Source organism: Pseudarthrobacter sp. C4D7 (assembly GCF_013359725.1).
Classification (GTDB): domain Bacteria; phylum Actinomycetota; class Actinomycetes; order Actinomycetales; family Micrococcaceae; genus Arthrobacter.
Genome location: NZ_JABFMW010000009.1, coordinates 108,635 through 129,745, shown reverse-complemented (window position 1 = coordinate 129,745; position 21,111 = coordinate 108,635). Strand labels below are relative to the sequence as shown.

Annotated in this window: 20 protein-coding genes; 5 read left to right on the top strand and 15 right to left on the bottom strand. The window is 68.1% G+C overall.

What is annotated here, in order from left to right:
• Window positions 1–43 precede the first annotated feature (43 nt).
• Window positions 44–400, top strand: a complete 357-nt coding sequence (locus HNO81_RS09185) for a VOC family protein (RefSeq protein ID WP_175317812.1) — start codon at window positions 44–46, stop codon at window positions 398–400.
• Window positions 401–455: 55 nt separating this feature from the next.
• Window positions 456–1,616, top strand: a complete 1,161-nt coding sequence (locus HNO81_RS09180; RefSeq protein WP_175317811.1) for an acetate kinase — start codon at window positions 456–458, stop codon at window positions 1,614–1,616.
• Window positions 1,617–1,634: 18 nt separating this feature from the next.
• Here HNO81_RS09180 and HNO81_RS09175 read toward each other — a convergent pair whose 3' ends face one another.
• From HNO81_RS09175 to HNO81_RS09165, 3 genes are all read right to left on the bottom strand, one after another.
• The gene (locus HNO81_RS09175; protein WP_175317810.1) at window positions 1,635–2,831 is read right to left on the bottom strand and encodes an NAD(P)/FAD-dependent oxidoreductase; all 1,197 of its coding nucleotides are present in this window, start codon (window positions 2,829–2,831) and stop codon (window positions 1,635–1,637) included.
• A gap of 4 nt (window positions 2,832–2,835) precedes the next feature.
• A complete protein-coding gene (locus tag HNO81_RS09170) occupies window positions 2,836–3,042 on the bottom strand; it encodes a DUF2945 domain-containing protein (protein ID WP_175317809.1) in 207 nt (68 codons plus the stop codon).
• Between the two features lie 147 nt (window positions 3,043–3,189).
• The gene (locus HNO81_RS09165; protein ID WP_175317808.1) at window positions 3,190–5,406 is read right to left on the bottom strand and encodes a S9 family peptidase; all 2,217 of its coding nucleotides are present in this window, start codon (window positions 5,404–5,406) and stop codon (window positions 3,190–3,192) included.
• A 675-nt stretch (window positions 5,407–6,081) separates the two neighbouring features.
• On the opposite strand from HNO81_RS09165, the gene HNO81_RS09160 reads away from it, so the two are divergent.
• Window positions 6,082–6,504, top strand: a complete 423-nt coding sequence (locus HNO81_RS09160; RefSeq protein WP_175317807.1) for an Hsp20/alpha crystallin family protein — start codon at window positions 6,082–6,084, stop codon at window positions 6,502–6,504.
• A gap of 207 nt (window positions 6,505–6,711) precedes the next feature.
• Here the strand turns inward: HNO81_RS09160 and HNO81_RS09155 are convergent, their stop codons facing one another.
• The 9 genes from HNO81_RS09155 to HNO81_RS09115 form a co-directional block, all read right to left on the bottom strand.
• A complete protein-coding gene (locus tag HNO81_RS09155; protein ID WP_175317806.1) occupies window positions 6,712–7,638 on the bottom strand; it encodes an NAD(P)H-hydrate dehydratase in 927 nt (308 codons plus the stop codon).
• Window positions 7,622–8,383: a histidine phosphatase family protein gene (locus tag HNO81_RS09150; protein WP_175317836.1), complete on the bottom strand. Its 762-nt coding sequence runs from the start codon at window positions 8,381–8,383 to the stop codon at window positions 7,622–7,624. Before HNO81_RS09150 ends, HNO81_RS09155 begins: the two co-directional genes overlap by 17 nt.
• A gap of 290 nt (window positions 8,384–8,673) precedes the next feature.
• Window positions 8,674–10,365, bottom strand: coding sequence for an alkaline phosphatase (locus tag HNO81_RS09145; protein WP_175317805.1), 1,692 nt, complete (start codon window positions 10,363–10,365; stop codon window positions 8,674–8,676).
• Window positions 10,366–10,569: 204 nt separating this feature from the next.
• Entirely contained in the window at window positions 10,570–11,715 is a 1,146-nt protein-coding gene (locus HNO81_RS09140; RefSeq protein ID WP_175317804.1) for an LCP family protein, read from the bottom strand.
• A 145-nt stretch (window positions 11,716–11,860) separates the two neighbouring features.
• Window positions 11,861–12,523 (bottom strand): low molecular weight phosphatase family protein, encoded by a 663-nt coding sequence (locus HNO81_RS09135; RefSeq protein ID WP_175317803.1) that lies wholly within the window; start codon window positions 12,521–12,523, stop codon window positions 11,861–11,863.
• A 142-nt stretch (window positions 12,524–12,665) separates the two neighbouring features.
• Window positions 12,666–13,301 (bottom strand): DUF305 domain-containing protein, encoded by a 636-nt coding sequence (locus HNO81_RS09130; RefSeq protein ID WP_175317802.1) that lies wholly within the window; start codon window positions 13,299–13,301, stop codon window positions 12,666–12,668.
• Window positions 13,302–13,356: 55 nt separating this feature from the next.
• On the bottom strand, window positions 13,357–13,797 hold the full coding sequence (locus HNO81_RS09125) for a hypothetical protein (protein ID WP_175317801.1): 441 nt from the start codon (window positions 13,795–13,797) through the stop codon (window positions 13,357–13,359).
• Between the two features lie 32 nt (window positions 13,798–13,829).
• Window positions 13,830–15,962, bottom strand: a complete 2,133-nt coding sequence (locus HNO81_RS09120; RefSeq protein ID WP_175317800.1) for a heavy metal translocating P-type ATPase — start codon at window positions 15,960–15,962, stop codon at window positions 13,830–13,832.
• Between the two features lie 81 nt (window positions 15,963–16,043).
• On the bottom strand, window positions 16,044–16,400 hold the full coding sequence (locus tag HNO81_RS09115) for a cation transporter (protein ID WP_175317799.1): 357 nt from the start codon (window positions 16,398–16,400) through the stop codon (window positions 16,044–16,046).
• A gap of 270 nt (window positions 16,401–16,670) precedes the next feature.
• On the opposite strand from HNO81_RS09115, the gene HNO81_RS09110 reads away from it, so the two are divergent.
• Window positions 16,671–17,351 carry a PAS and ANTAR domain-containing protein gene (locus HNO81_RS09110; protein ID WP_371818205.1) on the top strand — a complete coding sequence of 227 codons (681 nt, stop codon included), beginning with the start codon at window positions 16,671–16,673 and terminating at the stop codon, window positions 17,349–17,351.
• On the opposite strand, the gene HNO81_RS09105 is transcribed toward HNO81_RS09110, so the two are convergent.
• From HNO81_RS09105 to HNO81_RS09095, 3 genes are read right to left on the bottom strand one after another with little or no spacing between them, the layout of a single operon-like run.
• Window positions 17,348–17,965 carry a hypothetical protein gene (locus tag HNO81_RS09105; protein ID WP_175317797.1) on the bottom strand — a complete coding sequence of 206 codons (618 nt, stop codon included), beginning with the start codon at window positions 17,963–17,965 and terminating at the stop codon, window positions 17,348–17,350. The genes HNO81_RS09110 and HNO81_RS09105 overlap by 4 nt on opposite strands.
• A gap of 52 nt (window positions 17,966–18,017) precedes the next feature.
• A complete protein-coding gene (locus HNO81_RS09100; RefSeq protein WP_371818204.1) occupies window positions 18,018–18,719 on the bottom strand; it encodes a class F sortase in 702 nt (233 codons plus the stop codon).
• Window positions 18,720–18,741: 22 nt separating this feature from the next.
• Window positions 18,742–19,515: a CHRD domain-containing protein gene (locus HNO81_RS09095; RefSeq protein ID WP_175317795.1), complete on the bottom strand. Its 774-nt coding sequence runs from the start codon at window positions 19,513–19,515 to the stop codon at window positions 18,742–18,744.
• A 231-nt stretch (window positions 19,516–19,746) separates the two neighbouring features.
• Between HNO81_RS09095 and nhaA the strand changes: the two genes are divergently transcribed.
• On the top strand, window positions 19,747–21,096 hold the full coding sequence (gene nhaA, locus HNO81_RS09090) for a Na+/H+ antiporter NhaA (protein WP_175317794.1): 1,350 nt from the start codon (window positions 19,747–19,749) through the stop codon (window positions 21,094–21,096).
• Window positions 21,097–21,111: the final 15 nt, after the last annotated feature.

Sequence of the window (21,111 nt, the reverse complement as noted above, 5' to 3'; positions counted from 1 at the left end):
AATACCGCGAAATGTGCTGCCCGGATCGGCTAGGCTCGCCGGCATGCCTGGAACATCCATCACCACCGCCTTCATCCCCGTCCAGGATCCCCTGGCGGCAGCAGACTGGTACAGCCGCATGCTGGACCTTGCCGTCGGGTCGTCGAACACGTTCTCGGCAGTCCTTGGCGCTGCCGGCAGTGCATCAGTCACCCTCATGGGGCCCGACAGTGGCATTGACGCCGCACCCGGCCTGCCGTGGGCCACGTGCAACTTCTGGGTGGACGACCTGGCAAAGACCCGCGCCCGGCTCGCGGAAAGCGGCGTTCCAACCGGCCCCATCGAAGGGTCGGCGGACGTCTGCCTCTTCTTCACGGCCCGGGATCCTGACGGCAACACGCTGCTGCTGACTGACCGTTAGCGGCGCCACCTATAGTGGGGGTTGAACTGCAGACGCCAGGCTGAGGAGGCCCCGCATGCTCGTGCTCGTCATCAACTCCGGTTCGTCGTCGCTGAAGTACCAGGTCCGGGACGTGGCCGCCGGCACGGTGCTCACCGAAGGACTGATCGAGAAGATCGGGATGGGCAACGGTGGCGGCGGGGATGGCGCGAGCGAAGGCCCGCGGGACCACGCCGAGGCGCTGGAACAGGTGGATGCGGTGATCCACGCGGAGCTCGGCGACCAGGAGCTGGGCGCCGTGGGGCACCGGGTGGTCCACGGTGGGGAGCGGTTTTCCGAGCCCGTGCTGGTGGACAACGAGATCACCCGCGCCATTGAGCGGCTCAACCCGCTGGCGCCCCTGCACAATCCCGCCAATGTCCTGGGCATCCGCGCCATCACCAAAAAGTGGCCCAAAATGCCGCAGGTAGCCGTGTTCGACACCGCCTTCCACCGTACCCTGCCCGAGCACGCCTGGCGGTACGCCGTCCCGGATGAGCTGTACACCAACCACGGCATCCGCCGCTACGGCTTCCACGGCACCTCACACGAGTACGTTGCGCGCCGGTCGGCGGCGCTGCTGGACCTGCCCGTCGAGGAGTTCGACGGCGTCATCGCCCACCTGGGTAACGGCGCATCGGTGACGGCCATCCGGGGAGGACATTCCGTGGACACCTCCATGGGCTTCACCCCGCTGGAAGGCCTCGTGATGGGCACCCGTTCGGGCGACCTGGACCCCTCCATCCTGGTGTTCCTGGGCCGCGCCGGGTGGACGCCGGAGGACATCGACACCATGCTCAACCGCGAATCGGGGCTGAAGGGCCTGGCCGGCAACAACGATATGCGCTCCGTCGTGGTGGCCTCGGAGGCCGGCGATGAACGCGCGTCCATGGCGCTCGCCGTCGCCTCCTACCGGCTGGCCAAGTACATCGGCGGCTACCACGTGGCCGTCGGCGGGGCCAAGGCCCTGGTGTTCACTGCCGGGATCGGCGAGAACTCCCAGCAGTTCCGGGCGCTGGTGGTGGACCGGCTGGGTGCCCTGGGCATTGAGCTCGACGGCGGCCTGAACGCCGTGCGGTCAAAGGAACCACGCGTCATTTCCACGCCGTCCTCCGCCATTCCCGTCCTGGTGGTTCCCACGGACGAGGAACGCGCCATCGCGGAGGCTACGGCCGCCGTCGTCTCCGCCGGCGCGTAAAAGCCTGCGGGGCCGCCGTTACGCGCGGCCCTTGAGAATCAGGTTCCAGTAGACCTTCGGGAACAGGTCGCGGTCCACCACCCACGAGAGCCTGCTTTCGTTCCAGGTGGGCACGCGGGGGATGGTGGGCTTGGGCCGGTACTGGTCGTCGAACTCGGCGAACACCACCGAGTCCCGGGACACGGTGAACGGGCACACCGAGTAGCCGTCGTACCTGGCGCGCAGCGGCCTGCCTTTCCGCGCCGCCACCAGGTTCTTCGCCACCACTTTGGTCTGCTTGCGCAGCGCGCCGCCGGACTTGGAGTTGGTGGTCCCGGCGGCGTCGCCCAGGGACCATACGTTGGGGTAGCGCCGGTGCCGCAGCGTCTGCCGGTCCACCTCCACGAAGCCGCCTGAGTCGCCGGCAGCCGGCAGGTCCGTGGCTTTGAGCCAGTCCGGGGCCGACTGGGGCGGGACGGCATTGAGGACGTCGTACGCCAGCTCTTCGGTGCTGTGCGCGGCATGGTCCCGGATGGTGGCCACGCGCCCGGCAGGGTCGACGGAGACCAGTTCGCTGTTGGTTCGCAGCTCGATTCCGTACTCGGCGATCTTGCGGTCCAGTTCCCGGTCCACCTCCGGCACCCCGAACACCGTGGGGTAGGGCTGCACCATCACCACCCGGATCGTGTCCAGGACTCCCTGTTCACGCCAGTAGTCACAGGCCAGGTACATGGGTTTCTGGGCGGCGCCCCCGCACTTGATGGGCCCCGCCGGCATGGTGAAGACGGCCGTGCCGGAGGTCATGGCGCTGAGCAGCGTCCACGCTTTGGGGGCCAGCTCAAACTCGTAGTGCGAGGCACCGGATGGCGAGTGCACGGCTTCGGCGAGCCCCGGCACCGCGTCCCAGTCGTACTGCAGCCCCGGACATACCACCAGCTGGCCGTAGGCCACCGAGGCCCCGGAAGCCAGGGTGACGGTATTGGCCATCGCGTCCACTCCCGCGGCGGCATCCCGGATCCAGGTGACGCCCCGGGGGAGAACCGATTGCTGCGGCCGGATGGCTTCCCGGGCCTGCGCCCGGCCGCCGGCTATGTGCGAGAACAACGGCTGGTAGAGGTGGTGGTCCCGCGGCTCGATGACGGCCACGTCCTTGACGCCGTAGCGTTGCAGCCTGGCCGCCAGTGAGATGCCGGCATTGCCGCCACCAATGATCAGCACCTCGTGGCGGGCAGCCATGGGATTACTTCTTCTCGGTCAGGGCAGATGCCTTGTGCGCTGCCCGGGCGCCCGTCTTGGCCGATTCCACCACGTACTGGGGCTCATCCTCGCTGGCACGGTGCTTGTTGCCGTCGAGTTCGAAGTCGCTGGTTTTCTTTTCGACGATCTTGCCGTGCGTCGTGCCCTGCGAAGTGTTCCACTCCACGTGTGTTCCCTTGCTCAACGACATGCCTGCTCCTCTGGTTACCCGTGCCTGACAACAAGTGCACCCCAATAGTAAGCATGGTTAGCTTTTGCGGATATGGCGGTGCTCATCGATTGCTCCGTAACTGCCGTTTTGACGGCTGAAAACGGCGTCTACTCAGCAATCGATGGGTTACTTGAGGCCGGCCCCGGGCAGGAGCTCCGTGGCGCCCAGGGCATCGGCGATGAACGCATAGTCCCAGGCCCGTTCGCGCCACTGCACGTACCGGCCGGAGGCGCCGCCGTGGCCGCCGTCCATCTCGATCTTCATCACGATGGGCTGGGACCCCGTGGTCTTGTTCCGCAGCTCCTGCACCCACTTGGCCGGTTCCACGTAGAGGACCCGGGTGTCGTTGAAGGATGTCACGGCGGCGATCCTGGGGTACGCCACCTCCCGCACGTTCTCATACGGGGAGTAGGACTTCATGTAGGCGTAGGCCTGGGGATCGGTGATGGGGTTGCCCCATTCCTCCCACTCCAGCGCGGACAGCGGCAGGTCCGGATCAAGGATGCTGGTGAGCGGGTCCACGAACGGCACCTGCGCCACAATGGCGGCATACTTTTCCGGTGCCATGTTGGCGACGGCGCCCATCAGCAGGCCACCCGCGGAGCCGCCGAGAGCCGCGATCCGCGCGGGATCCACCCAGCCGGAGCGGGTCAGCCAGTCCGTGGCGTCCACGAAGTCGGTGAAGGTGTTCTTCTTGGTGAGCTTCTTGCCGTCCTCGTACCAGTGCCGGCCAAGCTCGCCGCCGCCGCGGATATGCGCGATTACGAACACCACGCCGCGGTCCAGCAGCGACAGCCGGGCGATGCCGAATCCCGGGTCCATGCTCATCTCATAGGAGCCGTACCCGTACACCAGGCCCGCCGCCGTCGAATCCTGCTTGACGCCCTTGTGCCGCAGGACGGACAGCGGGATGCGGGTGCCGTCGCCGGCGGTGGCCCATTCCCGCGTGGCAACGTAGTCGCTGCCGTCGTAGCCGCCCAGGACGGGACTTTCCTTGCGCAGCAGCAGTTCGCCGGCCGGCTGCTCCGGTGTGGGCAGCACGAAATCGTAAATGCGCGACGGCGTGAAGTAGGACGTGTAGCCCAGCCGGATGACGGGTGCCGAGTAGTCAGAGCCGCCCACCCCGGCGGTGTAGAGCTCCTCGTCGAACGCCGGTTCCACTGGCTCCTGCTGGGCGGACGTGCCCAGCCCGGCCAGTCCCATCACCTGCACGCGCTCGATGGTGTCCTTGCGGATGGACACGATGAGGTGCGTGGCGGTGACGCCCGCGCCATTGACGCGGACGTCGTCGGAATGCCCGACGACGGTCTGCCAGGACTGCTCGGCCAGCGGCTTGTCCAGCTCGGCCGGGTCAGCCAGGGAGACCATGGAGTTGATGGCGCCGCGGTTGTGCGTGAGGAGGATGCGTTCCTGACCGTCCAGCAGGAAAGGCTCTGCCTCATACAGGACCCGCTCGTCGCGGGAAATCACGGTGGTGACCTCCTGCGCGGGGTCGTCGAACCGGATCAGCCTGGTTTCGCTGTACTCCGAGCAGCCGATCCCCAGCACCAGGTGGCGCCGGTCGGCGGACAGCTCGAAGCCCAGCCACATGGCGGCGTCGTCCTCCTGGAACACCACCACGTCATCGGATACGGGCGTGCCCAGGACGTGCGCCTTGACCTGGTAGGGCCGCCAGGACTCGTCCACCACTGTGTAGAAAAGGCGGGTGCCGTCAGGGGAAAAGGCAACCCCGTAGAAGATGTTCTCGATGACGTCCGGCAGCAGTTCACCGGTGCGCAGGTCCTTGATCCGCAGGGTGAAGCGTTCATCGCCGGCGTTGTCCACGGCGTAGGCGTACAGGGTGCCGTCCACGGTGACGGCGGTGCCGCCGATGGAGAAGAATGGCTTGCCTTCGGCCTCCACGTTGCCGTCCAGCAGGACCTCTTCGCCGGGAATGCCCACTCCGGCTTCCACGGCCGGCGGCGTCCAGTCGGCCACCTTGTCTCCGGTGTCCTGTGCCTTCACGCGGCAGTGGATGCCGTACTCCTTGCCCTCGGCCGAGCGGCTGAAGTACCACCAGCCGTCCTTGCGGTGCGGGACGGACAGGTCGGTTTCCTGGGTGCGGCCCTTGATCTCCTGGAAGATGGCCTCGCACAGCGGTTCCTGGCCGGCGGTGACGGCCTCCTGGTAGGCGTTTTCAGCCCGCAGGTGCTCTACGACCTCCGGCGACTCCTTGTCCCGCAGCCACTCGTAGTTGTCCACGAACGTTTCCCCGTGGTGGGTGCGCTCGGTGGGGATTTTCTTGGCGGCCGGGGGTACCGGGATTGCTGTGCCGGCGGAATCCTGCAGGGAGGTGGAGGTCATGAACTCAATATATAGACCTCCTGCTGCGGGCAGGCGGGCCGTTCGCTGACTGCGTGACGTGCCCCGGGCTGCCCGGGGCTGCCGGAACCGGGCGCTGCGCACGCCGGCAGCGTCCCGCCGTCGTGATGCTCCATCACGTAGGGCTCCTAAAACCGGTGTTCAGGGACCGCAACTGATGGAGCAAATGAGGGAGGGGGAGGGTGGTTGCGGGCGGGCGGCAAGCGTAGTCTGATCAGTCCAAGGCACATCCGCCCAGCGTGAAGAGGGGAAGTTCATGACCATCCCGCCAGTGCACGAACCTGAGCCGTTTCCGCCGGAGCCCGGTCCCGAACCCACATCCCCGGACCCTACCCAGCCTCGTCCGCCGGGGCCGCCGTCACCGAATCCTTTCCCCGGACCCCCGGGCCCGCTGCCCGTTCCCGATCCCGGCCCGGCGCCGCTTCGTCCGGACCCCACCAGAGACTGACCGCAAGCTCCACAAGGGGGCCCTCCGGCTGCGCGTTAGCGGTCGGAAGGCCCCCTTTCCGCTGCCCGGGTGAGGCGGAAAATCTTGGCGGATTTGATGTCGAAAGCTCTTGCGGACCTGCTTCTTGAGTGCTAAAAAATCTATGTCAGCCACTATAGATTGGCTGACAAGGAAACGGTGTTGGACCATCTCTTACGAGGAGGGAAGCCATGTTGATGCGAACCGATCCGTTCCGCGAGCTGGACAGGCTGGCCCAGCAGGTCCTCGGCACGGCTGCACGCCCGGCGGCGATGCCAATGGATGCATGGCGCGAGGATCAGGAATTCGTTGTGGCCTTCGATTTGCCCGGCGTAACGGCGGACTCAGTGGACGTCGACGTCGAACGGAATGTCCTGACGGTGCGGGCCGAACGCCCGGAGCCGGTGGGCAAGGACACCGAGTTGGTCGCCGCCGAACGGCCGCGCGGAGTCTTCAGCCGCCAACTGATCCTTGGCGACACGCTGGACACCGACCACGTCTCGGCCAGCTACGACGCAGGCGTGCTGACGCTGCGGATCCCGGTTGCCGAGAAGGCCAAGCCGCGCAGGATTGAGGTTGAAACGAAGGGGGAAAAGCAGGAAATCGCCGCGTAGTTCCATTCAGGACCGGGAAGCGGGCGCATCTGTTGACTGCCTTTAGGGGCGTATCGCCATTCTGGGCACGCCACAGCGCCAGACAGCGCACCGGCAGCGTAGGCCCAGCCTCCCGCCACGGTGGCCCCCGGCTTCGGCCGGGGGCCATCCCTGTGTCTGTGCCAGGCCCGCCGAGTCCATGCCGGCATCCGCGGCCGGGGCCATGCGTCAGACGCTGAGTTCCAGCATCAGGGCGGGCAGTTCATCGGCCAGTTCGCGGGCCAGGAATCCCAGCGGCCCCAGCCTGCTGGCCAGCCGGTCCGCCGCCGCCGCGTGCAGGTGGGTTCCCCAGCATGCTGCCTGGGCGCCGGTGGTTCCACGGGCGCGCAGCCCGGCAATCGCCCCCGCCAGGACGTCGCCGCTGCCGGATGTGCCCAGACCGCCGTATCCCGTCGTGATCTTCCACAGGCCGGGGCCGTCCGGGGCGTGCCCCGGCGGCTGGGTGATCAGTCCCTGGCAGCTGACCACGGCGCTGAACCGTTCCGAGATTTCGGCAAGGTCCTTTTCGAGGTCCTGCACGTCCCGGCCCAGCAGGATCGCGGCTTCCTTTGGGTTCGGGGTGAGGATCAGCCGGCCGCGCCAGGGGTCCAGCCGGCCTTCCAGCTGCGCCACGGCGCCCAGCGCGTAGGCGTCGAGGACGACGGCGGGGCCTCCTTGGTCGCCATCGGAACCGCCGGAACTGCGGTCCCCGCGTTCCAGCAACGCTTCAAGCAGTTCCCCGGCGAGGTCGGGGTCATCCAGACCGGGCCCCACCAGCAGGGTGTCCGCCGCGTCCAAGTACGAGTCGATTGCGGCCAGTTCAGGCTTGACGGATCCTCCGGGAGTCTCGGGCAGGCCGATCGCACCGCATTCCGGCAGGGCAACTCCCAGTTGAACGGCCACCGATTCCGCCACTGCCAGGGTAAGCTTCCCGGCCCCTGCCCGCAGCGCGGAGACGCCGGCCAGCAGCGCAGCCCCGGGCGTGGCCCTGGCCCCGCCCACCACCAGCACCGAGCCGCGGGAATACTTATCCGCCCCTGGCTCCGGCAGAGGCCATTCCCGCAGAAGGGACGGCGCTACCAGGGTGGCGCCGCCGGAGTCACTGCGGCCGGACACTGGTGTCTCCTCCGTGCTCGGTGACCGCGACGCCCTGCTCGGCCAGATGGTCGGCGACATTGAAGCTCTCCAGTGTCCACGGGCCCACCCCGGACGGGCGGACGAACCGGGTCATCGAGGCGTTGAGGATGGACTCCCTGGCAGCAAGGTCCAGCAGCTCCTCCTCGCTGAGCCCTTCCAGCACGTAGCGGAACAGCATGATCACGGCGTCATGGCACACCAACATGACCCGATGGCCGGTGCCCAGGCTGTTCAGTTCCGCCAGCACGGACCGCAGCCGCAGGGCCACGTCCGCCCAGGATTCCCCGCCCGGCGGCCGGTAGTACAGCTTGCCCAGCCAGTCCCGGCGTTCAGACTCCTCGGGGTAGCGGGTTTCCACGCCCAGCCGGGTGAGCCGGTCCAGGATGCCGAGTTCGCGGTCCCGGAGCCGCTCGTCCGTGCGCACCTGCACCGGCCACCCGGCCGTTTCCACCGCAATTTCAGCCGTCTGCAGGGCGCGTGCGTAGGGCGAGGACACCACGGCGTCCGGACGGAACTCGACGGCGATCCGTGCCAGCGCGGTGCCCAGCGCCTTTGCCTGGTCCCTGCCGGTACCGGAGAGGTCCACATCCGCGTCCCGGGCGGGGACCTGGATCACTTCCACGCCGGCCTCGCGGGCCTCGGTGGCCGCTACGTTGCCTTCGCTCTCGCCGTGCCGGACCAGGAGCAGCTCAACGGCCCCCGCACGTTGGGCCGCCGCCGTCATGCCGCCGTCGTCCGAAGTTCCGCCGTCCACACCATCACCCCGTCCTTGCCTTGAACTGGCCGTTCCGTCCGTGTCCTGGGTGCAGGAACACTACCAACGGCGTACCCAGCAAGGGCCGCAGAATAACGGACGACGGCGGCAGGGCACCACGGTGCGTGCGCCCCAGATCGACGCGGATTCCCGTTCGCGCCCCGCAAATTCATCGACGCCCCCCAGATATGGGGGGCGTCAGGAACTCTGGGCGTCGCCGCAAGTTTTGCGCGTCGTGGGGGACCCGCGCGGAGCGGGGTCTACCGTTCGGGGGTCAGGACCTTCGAGAACACGGTGGCGCCGTTGGCATTGCGGAGGCTTACGGTGAAGCTGTTGTCCTCACCCAGCTGGACGTGCCCAAAGAACTGGTTTTCGCCGTCGCGCGGGGACTCGCCGGCGAAGCGTCCGGCCTTGGAGAACACCACCTCGGGGCCAAAGGTGCCGTCCATCGCGTTGGGGCCGAAGGATCCTGCCGCGATGGGTCCGGCCACGAACTCCCAGAACGGGTCGAAGTCGGTGAAGGCTGCGCGTTCGGGGGAGTAGTGGTGGGCGGCGCAATAGTGCACGTCCGCGGTGAGCCACACGGTGTTCTTCACGCCGTTGCGCTTGAACGCGCTGAGCACGCCGGCGATTTCCAGCTCCCGGCCCAGGGGCGCACCGGCGTCGCGGTTGGACACGCTCTCCTCGTTCACCGGGCCGTCCGGGACCACGATCCCCAGGGGCAGGTCGTTGGCGATGACCTTCCACGTCGCCTTGGACTTGCTGACCTCGCTGACCAGCCAGTCCGCCTGCTCCTGGCCCAGGATGGCGGTGGCGTAGGGTTCCTTGCCGTCCGTGTTCGGGGACTTGTAGGTGCGCATGTCCAGGCAGAAGATGTCCAGCTGCGGGCCGCGGGAGATCTTCCGGTAGATGCGTGCCGGCTGGTACGTGCCGGCGTCGTCGAAGGTCCCCGGACGCCAGGTGGCCGAGCTGTCCGCGATGGGCATGTTCTCCTGCCAGGCCTGCCGGCCACGGGCGGCGAGGGTGTTGACGTCCCGTACCGTGTACCGGGAGTCGTCCAGGACCTGGCCGGGGTACCAGTTGTTGTGCGTCTCGTGGTCGTCCCACTGGGCGATCACCGGCACGTCCGCGAACAGGGCCCGCATGTTGGCGTCCATGGAGTTGTAGCGGTGGCGGCCGCGGAACTCGGTGAGCGTCTCGGCCACCTTGGACACCTCTTCGGTCACCAGGTTCCGCCACACCTGCCCGTCCTTTTCGACCACGGTTTCGGCGATGGGGCCATCGGCGTAGACGGTGTCGCCGGAGTGGATGAAGAAGTCGGGACGGGTCTGGTGCATGGCCCGGTAGCCGCGCATGCCGCCGATCTCTTCGTTGATGCCCCACCCCTGGCCCGCGGTGTCGCCTGTCCACACAAAGCTTTGCGCGGACGAGTCCGGGACGTCGCTTCCCTTGCCCGTCCCGCCGGTGCGGCCCTTGCCGTTGACCGTCCCCATGTCCGGTGCCGTGCGGAAGCCGCCGCGGACCGTCTCGCCGGCCGCGCCGCCGTCGTCCTCAAAGCTGATCTCCAGCGCGAACCGGGTGTTGGAGGGCAGATTGCCGGCGTGGATCTTGGCGGTGAAATCGGACGCCTGGGTGGCGCGGGGCCCGCGAAGGACCCGCTCAAAGGCGCCGCGCCCGCGCAGGACCTGGCCGGCGTCGTCCACTGCCCGCAGGACGGCGGTCATCCGCCCGGCGCCCGAAGCGCGGGACCAGAGCACCGCCGAGTCGGAGGTGACGTCGCCGGTGGCGATGCCGCTAGGCAGCGTGAGCCGGTTGCGGACCAGCGCCACGCCGCCGGGAGACTGGCCGGCTGCCGACGCGTTCGCGGCGGGGACGGAAGCCAGGGCAGCAGCGAGGACGGAACTCTTGACGATGGTGCGGCGGGAAACCCCTGCCTGGGAAGACTCAGTCATGTCTCCAGCCTTTCCCGGGCCGGAACACAGCTGCTGGCGGCCGGGTGAACCGGGGGTGTACGACGCGCAAATTCGCCCGCGCGGCGCATGCTCCCCGACGCCCCCTGAATGCGGGCCGCGAAAAGGAAGATGCGCCGCGCAACCCCCGGTGCGCGTCGTTATGCCGGCCGACGATGGCCGCCCGGGCGCCGCGCCCAGCCCGCCCTACGGCTTCGCGAAATCGGCGATCCGGCCCTCCCGCAGGGCCGCGCCTACCGCCGCAATCCCGGCGTAGTCCGGGAACAGCACCGATTGTCCGGCAACGAAGCCGGAGCCCGTCGTCGGAAGCGTCATGGTCCCAATGGCGTTCACGTCAAGGTTCCGCAGGCTGTAGGCCAGCACCGCAGCCTGGACGGGGTCGAAGGCCCGGTCCACCGTCAGGCAGCAGGAAGCAAAATCCACCAGCGACCGCACCGTATTCACGTCATTCAACGCTCCGCCCGCGGTAAGGCGCCCCAGGATGGCGCGCAGCATGATCTGCTGGTCCCGCACGCGCTGGAAGTCCCCGTCCGCGAACGCGTGGCGCTCGCGGGAAAACTCCAGCGCTGCCTGGCCGTCCAGATGGTTCACCCCGGCGCTGAAGACGTGCTGGGTTTCGATCGTGGACTGGAAGGCAACCGGCACGTTGACGTCAATGCCGCCCAGGCCGTCCACCAGGATCTTGAACCCGCCGAAATCGAGCATCAGGGTGTGGTCGATGGTGATTCCCAGCAGCTGCTGGACCGTGGCGGTCTGCATGTCGATCCCGCCGTACTGCAGCGCGGTGTTGATCTTGGCGCCGCCGAAACCGGGGATGTCCACCCAGTTATCGCGGTTGATGGAAATAAGGTAGAGGCTCCGCCGGTCGGCAGGGACGTGGACCACCATGAGCGTGTCTGCCCGCTGGTCCTGCGGTTCACCCGTGGCTGCCGTGTGGGCGGCGGCCTCGCGGGCGGGGGTATCCCGGATGTCGCTGCCGATCACCAGGATGTTCATCGGCGCCGCCGGCAGGTCGGCAATCGGGGCGGGCGGCGGCGGGGCGGCAGGTGCCGGCGGAGGAGTTTCCGACGGCGTTGGGGTGGGAGTGGGAGTGGCGCTGGGCGACTGGGTCTGGGTGGCAGCGGGCTGCGCGTCCTGCCCTGCCCGGTTCAGGCTGAACACAGCAATGCCGGCAGCCACCACCAGCACCAGCGCCAGCAGGGCGGCAATCCACCGGCGGCGGCCCAGGGCCAGCAGCCAGGCAGGCTGGTGGGAACTGGTTGGGCCGGGTTGCCGTGAACCGGGGTTTCCCTCGCCGGGTCCGGATGGATCAGAACCGCCTGGAACGCTCATGCCGCCTCCACCTCATTGTGACTGGTGGGATCAGTGTCCGTCCCTGATGCCCCCATTGGCTACAGGAGTATCCAAACTGTCACCTGGCGTGGCCGGCGGATTGCCCGGCGTCGCCCGCCGCTGAACTGCGAAAACGTCCCAGCGGTCAGTCCACCGTGGCCGGTGCGTTGAGCCGCGCGTGGCGCAGGATGGAGACGATGGCCGGCGCCAGCTGGTCCTCCATCTCCCGGTAGACCTCCGACGAGCGGCGGTACGGGTCCACAATGTCGTTCTCCGAAGCGTCCGCCGGAAGGGAGAGGTGCCGCACCCCGGCGGCCCGCGCAGGCAGCCCCCGCCAGAAGGCGGCGTTGGCTGCGAGCCGGGACTCGTCGTCGGACGCTGCTTCAGGGAACGGCACGACGGCGGCGGGCTGGCTGCTGTTGTCGGCCGCCCTTCGATCGAGGACATCAAGCATGCGGGCGAACTCGCGGATGGTGAATGTCCGCTTGAGCAGGGAGGCATCAAGCTGGAGGACTTCCCCGCGGTGCCCGGAGGTCATGGTGAGTACCAGGTCCACGCCGCGCAGAATCTTCGGGGTAAGCTGCCGTGCCGCGAACCCGTCCGGGTCCCCGCCGAAGGTCCGTACGATCTCCGCCGAGAGGGGCTGCATGGGCTCGCCCACCATCGCCCGCGTTCCGGCACTGGCCACCTGGAAACCACCCGGAACCACCTGGTCCAGCCCCGCCTGCAGCAGCCTTTCGGCCACGGGCGACCGGCAGATGTTCCCGGTGCAGACAGTCAGAATTCGTACCGGTGCGGAAGTGTCCAAGGAGATGATCTCTTTTCCCAGCTGGTGCCAGGCCCGATCCGGCCCGTGGCTTTCAACTTAACACGCAGCGTCGCGGCGGCAGCCTTCCCAGGCCCGGGACCGCCGCCGCGCCGCCTCTATCCGCTGGTCCGGGGACGTGCGGCTACAGCGAGGCCAATAGCTGCTTCATCTGCGTAATCTCCGCCTGCTGGGCGTCAACAATATCGTGGCCCAGCTTCACCGCTTCGGGAGAGTTACCGGCGCTGATCTCCTGTTGGGCCATGTCGATGGCGCCCTCGTGGTGGCCGATCATCTGCTCAAGGAACAGCTTCGCGGCGTCGGTCCCGGTGGCGGACTTGAGCTTGTCGATGCCGGCGTCATCCACCATGCCGGTCATGCCGTGCCCGGAGTGGTCGGTCATGGCGGTGGGAACGTTCCAGCCCTTCAGCCAGCCGGTCATTTGCTCGATTTCCGGTGCCTGCGCCGCCTTGATCTTGGTGGCAAGCGCGGTCACCTCCGCCGGCACACCGGACTTGGCCAGGATGATGTCGCTCATCTCCACCGCCTGCGAGTGGTGCGGGATCATCATCTGGGCAAACCTGACGTCCGCCTGGTTGTGGTCGGCGCCGGCGCTGGGCATCATGCTGCTGGCGCTTGGCATAGTGCTGGACATGGCGCCGGAGCTGCCGTGGTCCATGGGCATGCTGTTGCCGGAACCGGCGTTGGCGGCGCATCCGGCGAGGCCGAGGGAAGCCGCCAGGGCAGCAGCAATGGAAAGGGTCTTAAAAGTGGTGTTCATGGTTGTCCTTCAGGGAGGTCGTGGAACTGGGCCGTGATGGGAGGCGCAGTCCGGTTTACGTCCGGCTGATGGACAGCTCGCAGGGGGTGGGGCTTGGCGGCAGGTAGCCGTAGCCGGACCCGGCGCCGGAGGCTGCCGGCAGGAGCGGCAGGACGGCCAGGGTCGCCTGCGGCGGGGTCACGGAGACCGGGCCGCTGGGCGCCGACGGGATGCAGGGCGCCCCCGATTCCTGTGCCCCTGGGCAGGAACCACCGCAGGCCGCCGAAGCCGGGGTGTCCAGCGCGGAGGCGTGCAGTGCGTGGCCGCCATGCCCGGCTGCAGCGTGCGGAATGGCGCTCTGCGACATGGCGGCTTGGGCCGGCCCGTGAGGGGCTCCGCCGTGCGAGGCGTGCCCCGCCGTCAGCACGTGCATGCCCAGCAGCCCTGCGATAACGGCCAGGGCGGCTGCGAACAGCCAGGCAAGGCGGAAGAGGGACGCCACGGCGCGGGTGGTCATGGCGGTCCCCCCTTCCATGCGGTCTGCAGTACTCAACGTGCCTCTGAGGGATTCAGTTTCAGGCGCCGCAGCAGCTGGGCGTTCAGGGCCACCACCACGGTGGACGCGGACATCAGCACCGCGCCGGCCGCGGGGGAGAGAACCACCCCGGCGAAGGCCAGGACGCCGGCGGCCAGCGGCACGGACAGGACGTTGTATCCGGTGGCCCACACCAGGTTCTGCCACATCTTCCGGTAGCTGGCGCGGGACAGCTCCACCATGGACAGAACGGCACGGGGATCGTTTCCGGCCAGCACCACGCCCGCGGATTCCACGGCCACGTCGGTTCCGGCGCCGATGGCGATGCCCACCTCGGCCCGTGCCAGGGCAGGGGAGTCGTTGACGCCGTCGCCCACCATGGCCACCTTCAGCCCGCGGCCCTGCAACTCGGCCACCTTCTTATCCTTGTCGGCGGGCAGGACCTCGGCGAACACCTCGTCGATATCCAGGTCCGCCGCGACGGCCTGCGCCACCTGGTGGGCATCGCCGGTCACCATGGCCACCTTGATGCCGCGGTGCTGCAGGGCCGCCACGGCCTGGCGCGACTCCGGCCGCACCGCATCCTCCATGCTCACGGCACCCAGGACCTTGCCGTCGTCGACCACGTGCAGCACGGCGGCGCCACGGTCCATCCACGTGCGCGTGCTGACAGCCAAAGCGTCAGGCTCGACGACGCCCAGCTCACGCAGGAGCGCCGGCCCGCCGACGTGCACCGTACGTCCGTCCACGCTGGCCCGGACGCCGCGGCCGGTCAGTGCGGTGAAACCGGTGGCTGCCGGCAGCGGCAGTTTGCGTTCCTTGGCGGCCCGCACGATGGCGCGCGCCACCGGGTGCTCGCTGTCGGATTCAACCGCAGCGGCGAGGGCCAATACGGCATCCGCATCCGTTCCGCCGGCTACAGCGACATCCTTCAGTTCCGGCTCGCCGGTGGTGAGGGTGCCGGTCTTGTCGAACAGGACCACGTCGATGGTGCGCATGCGCTCCAGGGCCATCCGGTTCTTGATCAGCACTCCGGCGCGTGCCGCCTGTTCGGTGGAGATGGCAATCACCAGCGGGATGGCCAGGCCAAGGGCGTGCGGGCAGGCGATCACCAGCACGGTGACGGTGCGGGTGACGGCCTCCGGAACGCTGCCCAGCAGCGTCCACACGATGAAGGTCAGGACACCGGCGCCGGCGGCGAAGTAGAAGAGGAACGCCGCGGCGCGGTCCGCGAGGGCCTGTGCGCGGGAGGACGAGGCCTGGGCTTCCTCCACCAGCCGCTGGATCCCGGCCAGGGCGGTTTGGTCCCCCACGGCCGTGATGCGGACGCGGACGCTGCTGTCCGTGGCCACGGTTCCGGCCACCACGGTGTCCCCGGCACTGCGGGCCACCGTTTTGGACTCGCCGGTGATCATGGACTCGTCGAACTCGGCCTGGCCGTCCACCACGCTGCCGTCGGCCGGCATGCGGGCGCCGGGGCGGACCAGTACCAGGTCGCCCGGGCTGAGCTCGGATACCGGAACGGTCTCGGTGCCGGTGTCCGTGATGCGTTCGGCCTCGTCCGGCAGCAGGGCGGCCAGGGCATCGAGGGCACCCTGCGCGGATCCCAGGGCACGCATCTCGATCCAGTGGCCCAGCAGCATGATGGCCATCAGGAGGGCCAGCTCCCACCAGAAGTCCAGGTCGAAGCCGCCAATCCCCAGGCTGGTGACCCAGGACGCGGCGAAGGCCACAGTGATGGCCATGCCGATCAGCAGCATCATTCCGGGTGCGCGGTCTTTGAGCTCCTGCAGGCCGCCCTTGAGGAACGGCTGGCCGCCGTACAGGAAGATCACCGTGCCCAGGACCGGCGGTATCCAGGCAGAACCGGGGAACTCCGGCGGCATGTAGCCCAGGAGGTGGCCCATCATGGGGCTGAAGTAGACCACGGGGACAGCGAGGGCCAGGGTCAGCCAGAACCTGTTCTTGAACATGGCCGTGCTGTGCCCGGCGTGCTGGCCGTGGGTGTGGACGGCGTGGTCGTCGTCGTGGGCGTGGTGCTGCGCGTGGCCGGCATTATGCGCCGGCGGCGCTGTCAGCGTCCCGGCGGGCGGTTCGTGGTGATCGTGGGAACCGTGGGAATGCTGCATGTGCTGGTGGTCCTGCATGGGTCCTCCTTGGAGGCAATCGCTGCCCGGGCATGGTCTGGAGCCTGCGGAATAGTGGGGGTGTGCCTGGGCCCGGCCGGTTCAGGCCAGCACGTAGCCGGCCGATGCCACGGCCTGTCGGATCTCGGCTGCGGGGGTCACGCCGGTGACCGCCAGACGGGAGCGGCCGCCGGGCACCAGGTCAACGGCGGCGGCTGCCACGCCGGCGACGGCGGACACGGCCGCTTCGACGGTCCGGACGCAGTGTCCGCAGGTCATGCCCTCCACGGCGAAAGTACGCTGCGTGGTGGCAGCAGCGCCGGCGGGTACGACGGCGGCGGGAAAGTCCTGCCTGGCAGGTGCAGCGGGGGCGTGGGGCTGCTCAGCTGCCCCGGCGGGGGCGCAGCAGCTGCAGCCGGAGGATGCGAGCGGGAGCTGGAGCCGGTTTCCGATGTTCATGTCAGTTCCAATCCGTTGAGGGAATCACGGGGCGCTGGGGTTGAACGGCTGTGAAAGGCGGGTGCGGGCACCGGCCGGGACATACCACTTCACTGACAACACCGCCACAATACCCCTAGGGGGTATATCAGTCAAGTGCCCTACAGTATTTTCCCGGGGACTGCCATGGGACCTCCCGCTCTACCTTCTGGTGCCGCGGGCGGCCATACTGGAAGGAGCGAGGACTGGGCCTGCCCGCTGGGGGCTGGCTTCTGCGCGGGAGGCGGATCGGTGACGGAGCTTAGCGACCTGTACACGTATTCCAGTGCCCTGGGGGACAGCGAAAGTGACGCGGGCATCTTCAGGGTGGACATCTCGCCGGCGGGCCCCACCTTCCAATGGTCAGACGGAATGTACCGGCTGCACGGTTACCACCGCGGCGAAGTTGTCCCCACCATGGAACTTGTCTTCGCTCACAAACACCCCGATGACCGGGAGCGGTGCAGGGAAATCGTGGCGCAGGTATCCGCCACCGGCGGGTTCTTCTGCCTCTACCACCGGCTGGTGGACGCCCATGGCAGGACCCGGCGCGTGCTGACCTCGGGTGAGGCGATCCTCGGAGCGGACGGGGCGGTGACTGCGCTCGAAGGCGTGATGGTGGACCTCAGCCGGACACTGCAGCGCGAAACTGAAGAAAGCGCGCGGGAAGCGGTGGCCGGCGCCACGGCAACCCGGACGGTAATTGACCAGGCGCGGGGCATCCTCATGGGACAGCTGAAACTTGGTTCCGATGACGCGTTCCAGATGCTGGTGAGCACCAGCAGCCACCGGAACGTCAAACTCGTGGCGGTGGCGGCTGAGCTGGTGCAGCTTGCCAATTCCCCCGAAGCGCGAAACTACCTTGACCGCGCTGTGCGGGCCATCCAGGTGCACGGGCGGCCGAACCACGCCGGAGGCCGCCGCGCAGGCTAGTGGTGCTCCACCCAACACGCCAGGATGGTGGTGGACAACTGGTAGGCCAGTTCGTTGTGACTGATCGCATTGGGCCCCATGGTGGGCGGAAGCGCGGACGCGTCCACCTGCAGCACAAAGTTGTCTTTTTGGAAGACGGCTGACCCCGCGGTTTCGTAGGCGGGGAAACCCAGGTTGGCCAGACCCTCAATAGGGGTGGCATCGGTGGCGAGTGCCTGCATCGCATCAAAGTATGTCCGCGCCTTCGCCTGGTCAGGAGCTTCCTGCACTGAAATTGTCAGCGCGCCCTCAGCCAGGTGGTAGGTGCAGGTGAAGGTGCTGTTGGCCCAGTTGCTGACCGTATGCGGCTTCTGGCTCAGCGACAGGATGGTGGTCAGCCTGTCCATCGGCTGGTCTCCACACACCATCTTGGCGGCTTCGCTGGGACCTGCGGTGCTTGCTGGCGGGGAGGCAGTGGCGCTGCCGTGGTGGCTGGCATGTGCGCCCGCAGCCGGTCCCGTGGAGGCAGGAGGCCCAGCCGGAGCGGAGGGCCCCGTTGATCCCGCCGCTGCGGCACAACCGGAGAGGAGCAGGGACAGTGCCAGTGGCACCAGCAGGGGAATGCGGTTCTTCATGGCTTATCCATCCTTGCCGTCCTGGTGTGGCGGCCGGTTGTGAGTTGTCAGTTCAGGCTTTGAGCTTGGCGTAAATAACGTAGTTGTCATCGAAGAGGCCTGTGGCGGGGTCATAGCCATCGCAGGTGATGAGCCTCAGTTCAGGGCCTGCCGTATTTCCGTAGACCTCTACCGTGGGGAAACTGTCCTTGCTGTAGAGGGCGCCGCGTTCCACTGTGAAGGTTGCCGTGCTGCCGTCGGCCCGCGTGACACTGACGTCGGATCCCGGCGCGAGTTTGCGGAGGTCGGCGAAGACACCCTTGTGGCCGCCGAGGGCATTGACGTGACCCAGGATGACCGACGGGCCGGGCTGGCCCGGAGTCGGCGAGCCGTTGTACCAGCCGGCGGGGGCCCCACTGCCGGTGTCCTCCGGTACCTCCAGGGACCCGTTTGTGCGCAAGCCCAGGCTGAGTAAATCGGTGCGGAGCCCAATCGACGGAATGTCCAGGACCACCGGTTCGGACCGGGGCATGGAAGGTACGACGACGGCGGGAGCCGCGTCCGCCGACGGGCCGCCGGGTGCAGGTGACGGCGACGGAACGCCCGGCGTGGGTGCCGCCGCGACGCTCGATGGCGGGGTGGAAGCTGAAGGTGCAGGGCCGGCGTCGGACGTTCCGGAAGGGGTGCCGCAGCCTGCCAGGGTAAGCAGGAGGAAAAGCCCGGCGGCCGCGGGAGCCCGAAGGCTCCCGCGGCTGCCGGAATTCAGGAAGAACACAACCTGGTCCAGCCAGCCGGACTTAGGCGGCCGAGCCGGAACCGCGGCGGCGGACCACGTAGGCCCCACCGGCAGCTGCTGCCAGGACCAGGCCTCCGCCCAGGGCGAGGGCGCCGGCATCAACGCCGCCGGCCTGCTGGGCTACACCCGTGTCCGCGCCACCTGCCGGCATCTTCATCTGGCCGGCCGTCAAGGTGCCGCACAGGGCGGGGGAAGTGGCGGCGAGCGGGAGGCTCGGAACAAGGTCGGACTTGGCGGCCTGCCCGGCGGGGCTGAGGGTGGCGGGATCCAGCCCGTGGACAACCACCACGGCGGTGCCGGCTTCCAGCGCAGCCTTGGTCTCGGCGTTGAGGTCAAACGTGCGGTCGACTGTGTAGCTGGCTCCCTGGCCGGCGACCTTAAGGTCCAGGCCCGCAGCGGGGCTGGTGTCACCGCTGGTGGACAGGGTGGTCACGATCCCGCCGTAGCTTGGCGCGCCCTCGGTGGTGGAGACGACGCCGTCGCCGTCCTTGTCGGCCGACGGTGCGGGGCAGGCACCCTGGGCGCCACCGTGGATGTGCTGCACGTGCGGGTACGGGGCATTGTTGAAGGTCGGGGCCAAGCCGGAAACCTTCAGGACGGCGTGGGCCTGGTTGCCGGTGACGTCCACGGTGACGGTGCCCGAGGCCGAGCTGCCGTTGACCTGGGACAACGTGGACTGGTAGGTGTGGTCGGCAGCGGAGGCGGGGCCGCCGGAGAGGGCAAGGGCGCCCAAGGCCAGGGTGGGAACTGCGAGGAATCGAAGTGTCTTGTTCATCGGAAAGCATTCTCCTCATGCGTGTGACGGTTTGCCCCGGATGAGGGACATTAATGGTTCGGTGCCACGGGTGGCCGCGGATGGGTATTCCTGTGAACTGCCCCACAAAAACCTGATATTTCCCCTGGCCGCCGTTTAGCGGTCAGCTGCCACGCCCCGTAGAATGGACCAAAGGTGCGCCGGGAAGTCTGGTCGGCATGGTTTTGTCGAACCCGGATTTAAGGACGCCGAATGAACTCTTCGCCCACGCCCAGCCGGAACAGGTTTTTCGGTTCCACTGTCTTTTCGAGGGGCAGCTACGCGGAAGCGCTCCGCATTGGCGAGATTCTCCGCAAGGAAACGGTAGGCGGCGCCCTCCTGGTCGCAGCCGCAGTTATCGCACTCATCTGGGCCAACTCGCCGGCGTCGGACAGCTACTTCGCCCTCCGCGACTTCAAGGTCGGCTACGAACCCTGGCACCTGGAACTCAGCCTGGGCGCATGGGCGGCAGACGGGCTGCTGGCCATCTTCTTCTTCCTGGTGGGCCTGGAGCTCAAGCGTGAATTCGTGGCCGGCGACCTCCGCCAGATCAGCAAGTCGATCGTTCCGGTGGCCGCTGCCGTGGGCGGCGTGGCCGTTCCGGCGGTGATCTACGCCGTCGTCAACCTCTCCAGCCCCGAGACGCTGCGGGGCTGGGCCATTCCCACGGCAACGGACATTGCCTTCGCTGTCGCAGTCCTGGCCATCATCGGCTCGCACCTCCCCAGCGCCTTGCGCATCTTCCTGCTGACGCTTGCCGTGGTGGATGACCTGATCGCCATCACCATCATCGCGTTCTTCTACTCCAGCGACCTCCAGGTGACGCCGCTGCTCCTGGCCCTGATCCCGCTGGCCATCTACGCCTTCCTGGCACAGAAGTACCGCCGGTTCTTCGGCCGCCACGCAGCCGCCGCCTGGCTGATCCTGCTGCCCCTGGGGGCAGTGACCTGGGCCCTGGTGCATGCGTCGGGCATCCACGCCACCGTGGCCGGTGTGCTCCTGGGCTTCGCCGTTCCCGTGATCCGGTCGCAGGCCTCCGGCGGGCCCGAAGCCGGGCCGGGGCTCGCCGAAATCTTCGAGCACCGGTTCCGGCCCATTTCCGCCGGTGTGGCCGTCCCCATCTTCGCGTTCTTCTCCGCCGGTGTGGCCGTTGGCGGATGGGAGGGGCTGGGCTCAGCCCTGGCCGATCCGGTGGCCCTGGGCATCATCCTGGGCCTGGTACTGGGTAAGCCGATCGGCATCCTCACCACCACCTGGATCCTGACCAAAGCCACCAGGGCTACCCTGGACAGCTCCTTCAAGTGGATCGACGTGTTCGGTGTGGCGCTGCTGGCGGGAATCGGATTCACGGTGTCCCTGCTGGTCGCAGAGCTCAGCTTCGGCAACGGCAGCCTCCACGATGACCATGCCAAGGTGGGAATCCTTGCCGCATCACTGATTGCCGCCCTGCTGGCCACGGCCGTCTTGCGCACCCGCAACCGCCAGTACCGGATCGCCGAGGAACTGGAACAGGTGGACTCGGACCAGGACGGTGTTCCGGACGTGTACCAGCAGCGTTCCTGATACTCCCGTGCCGGG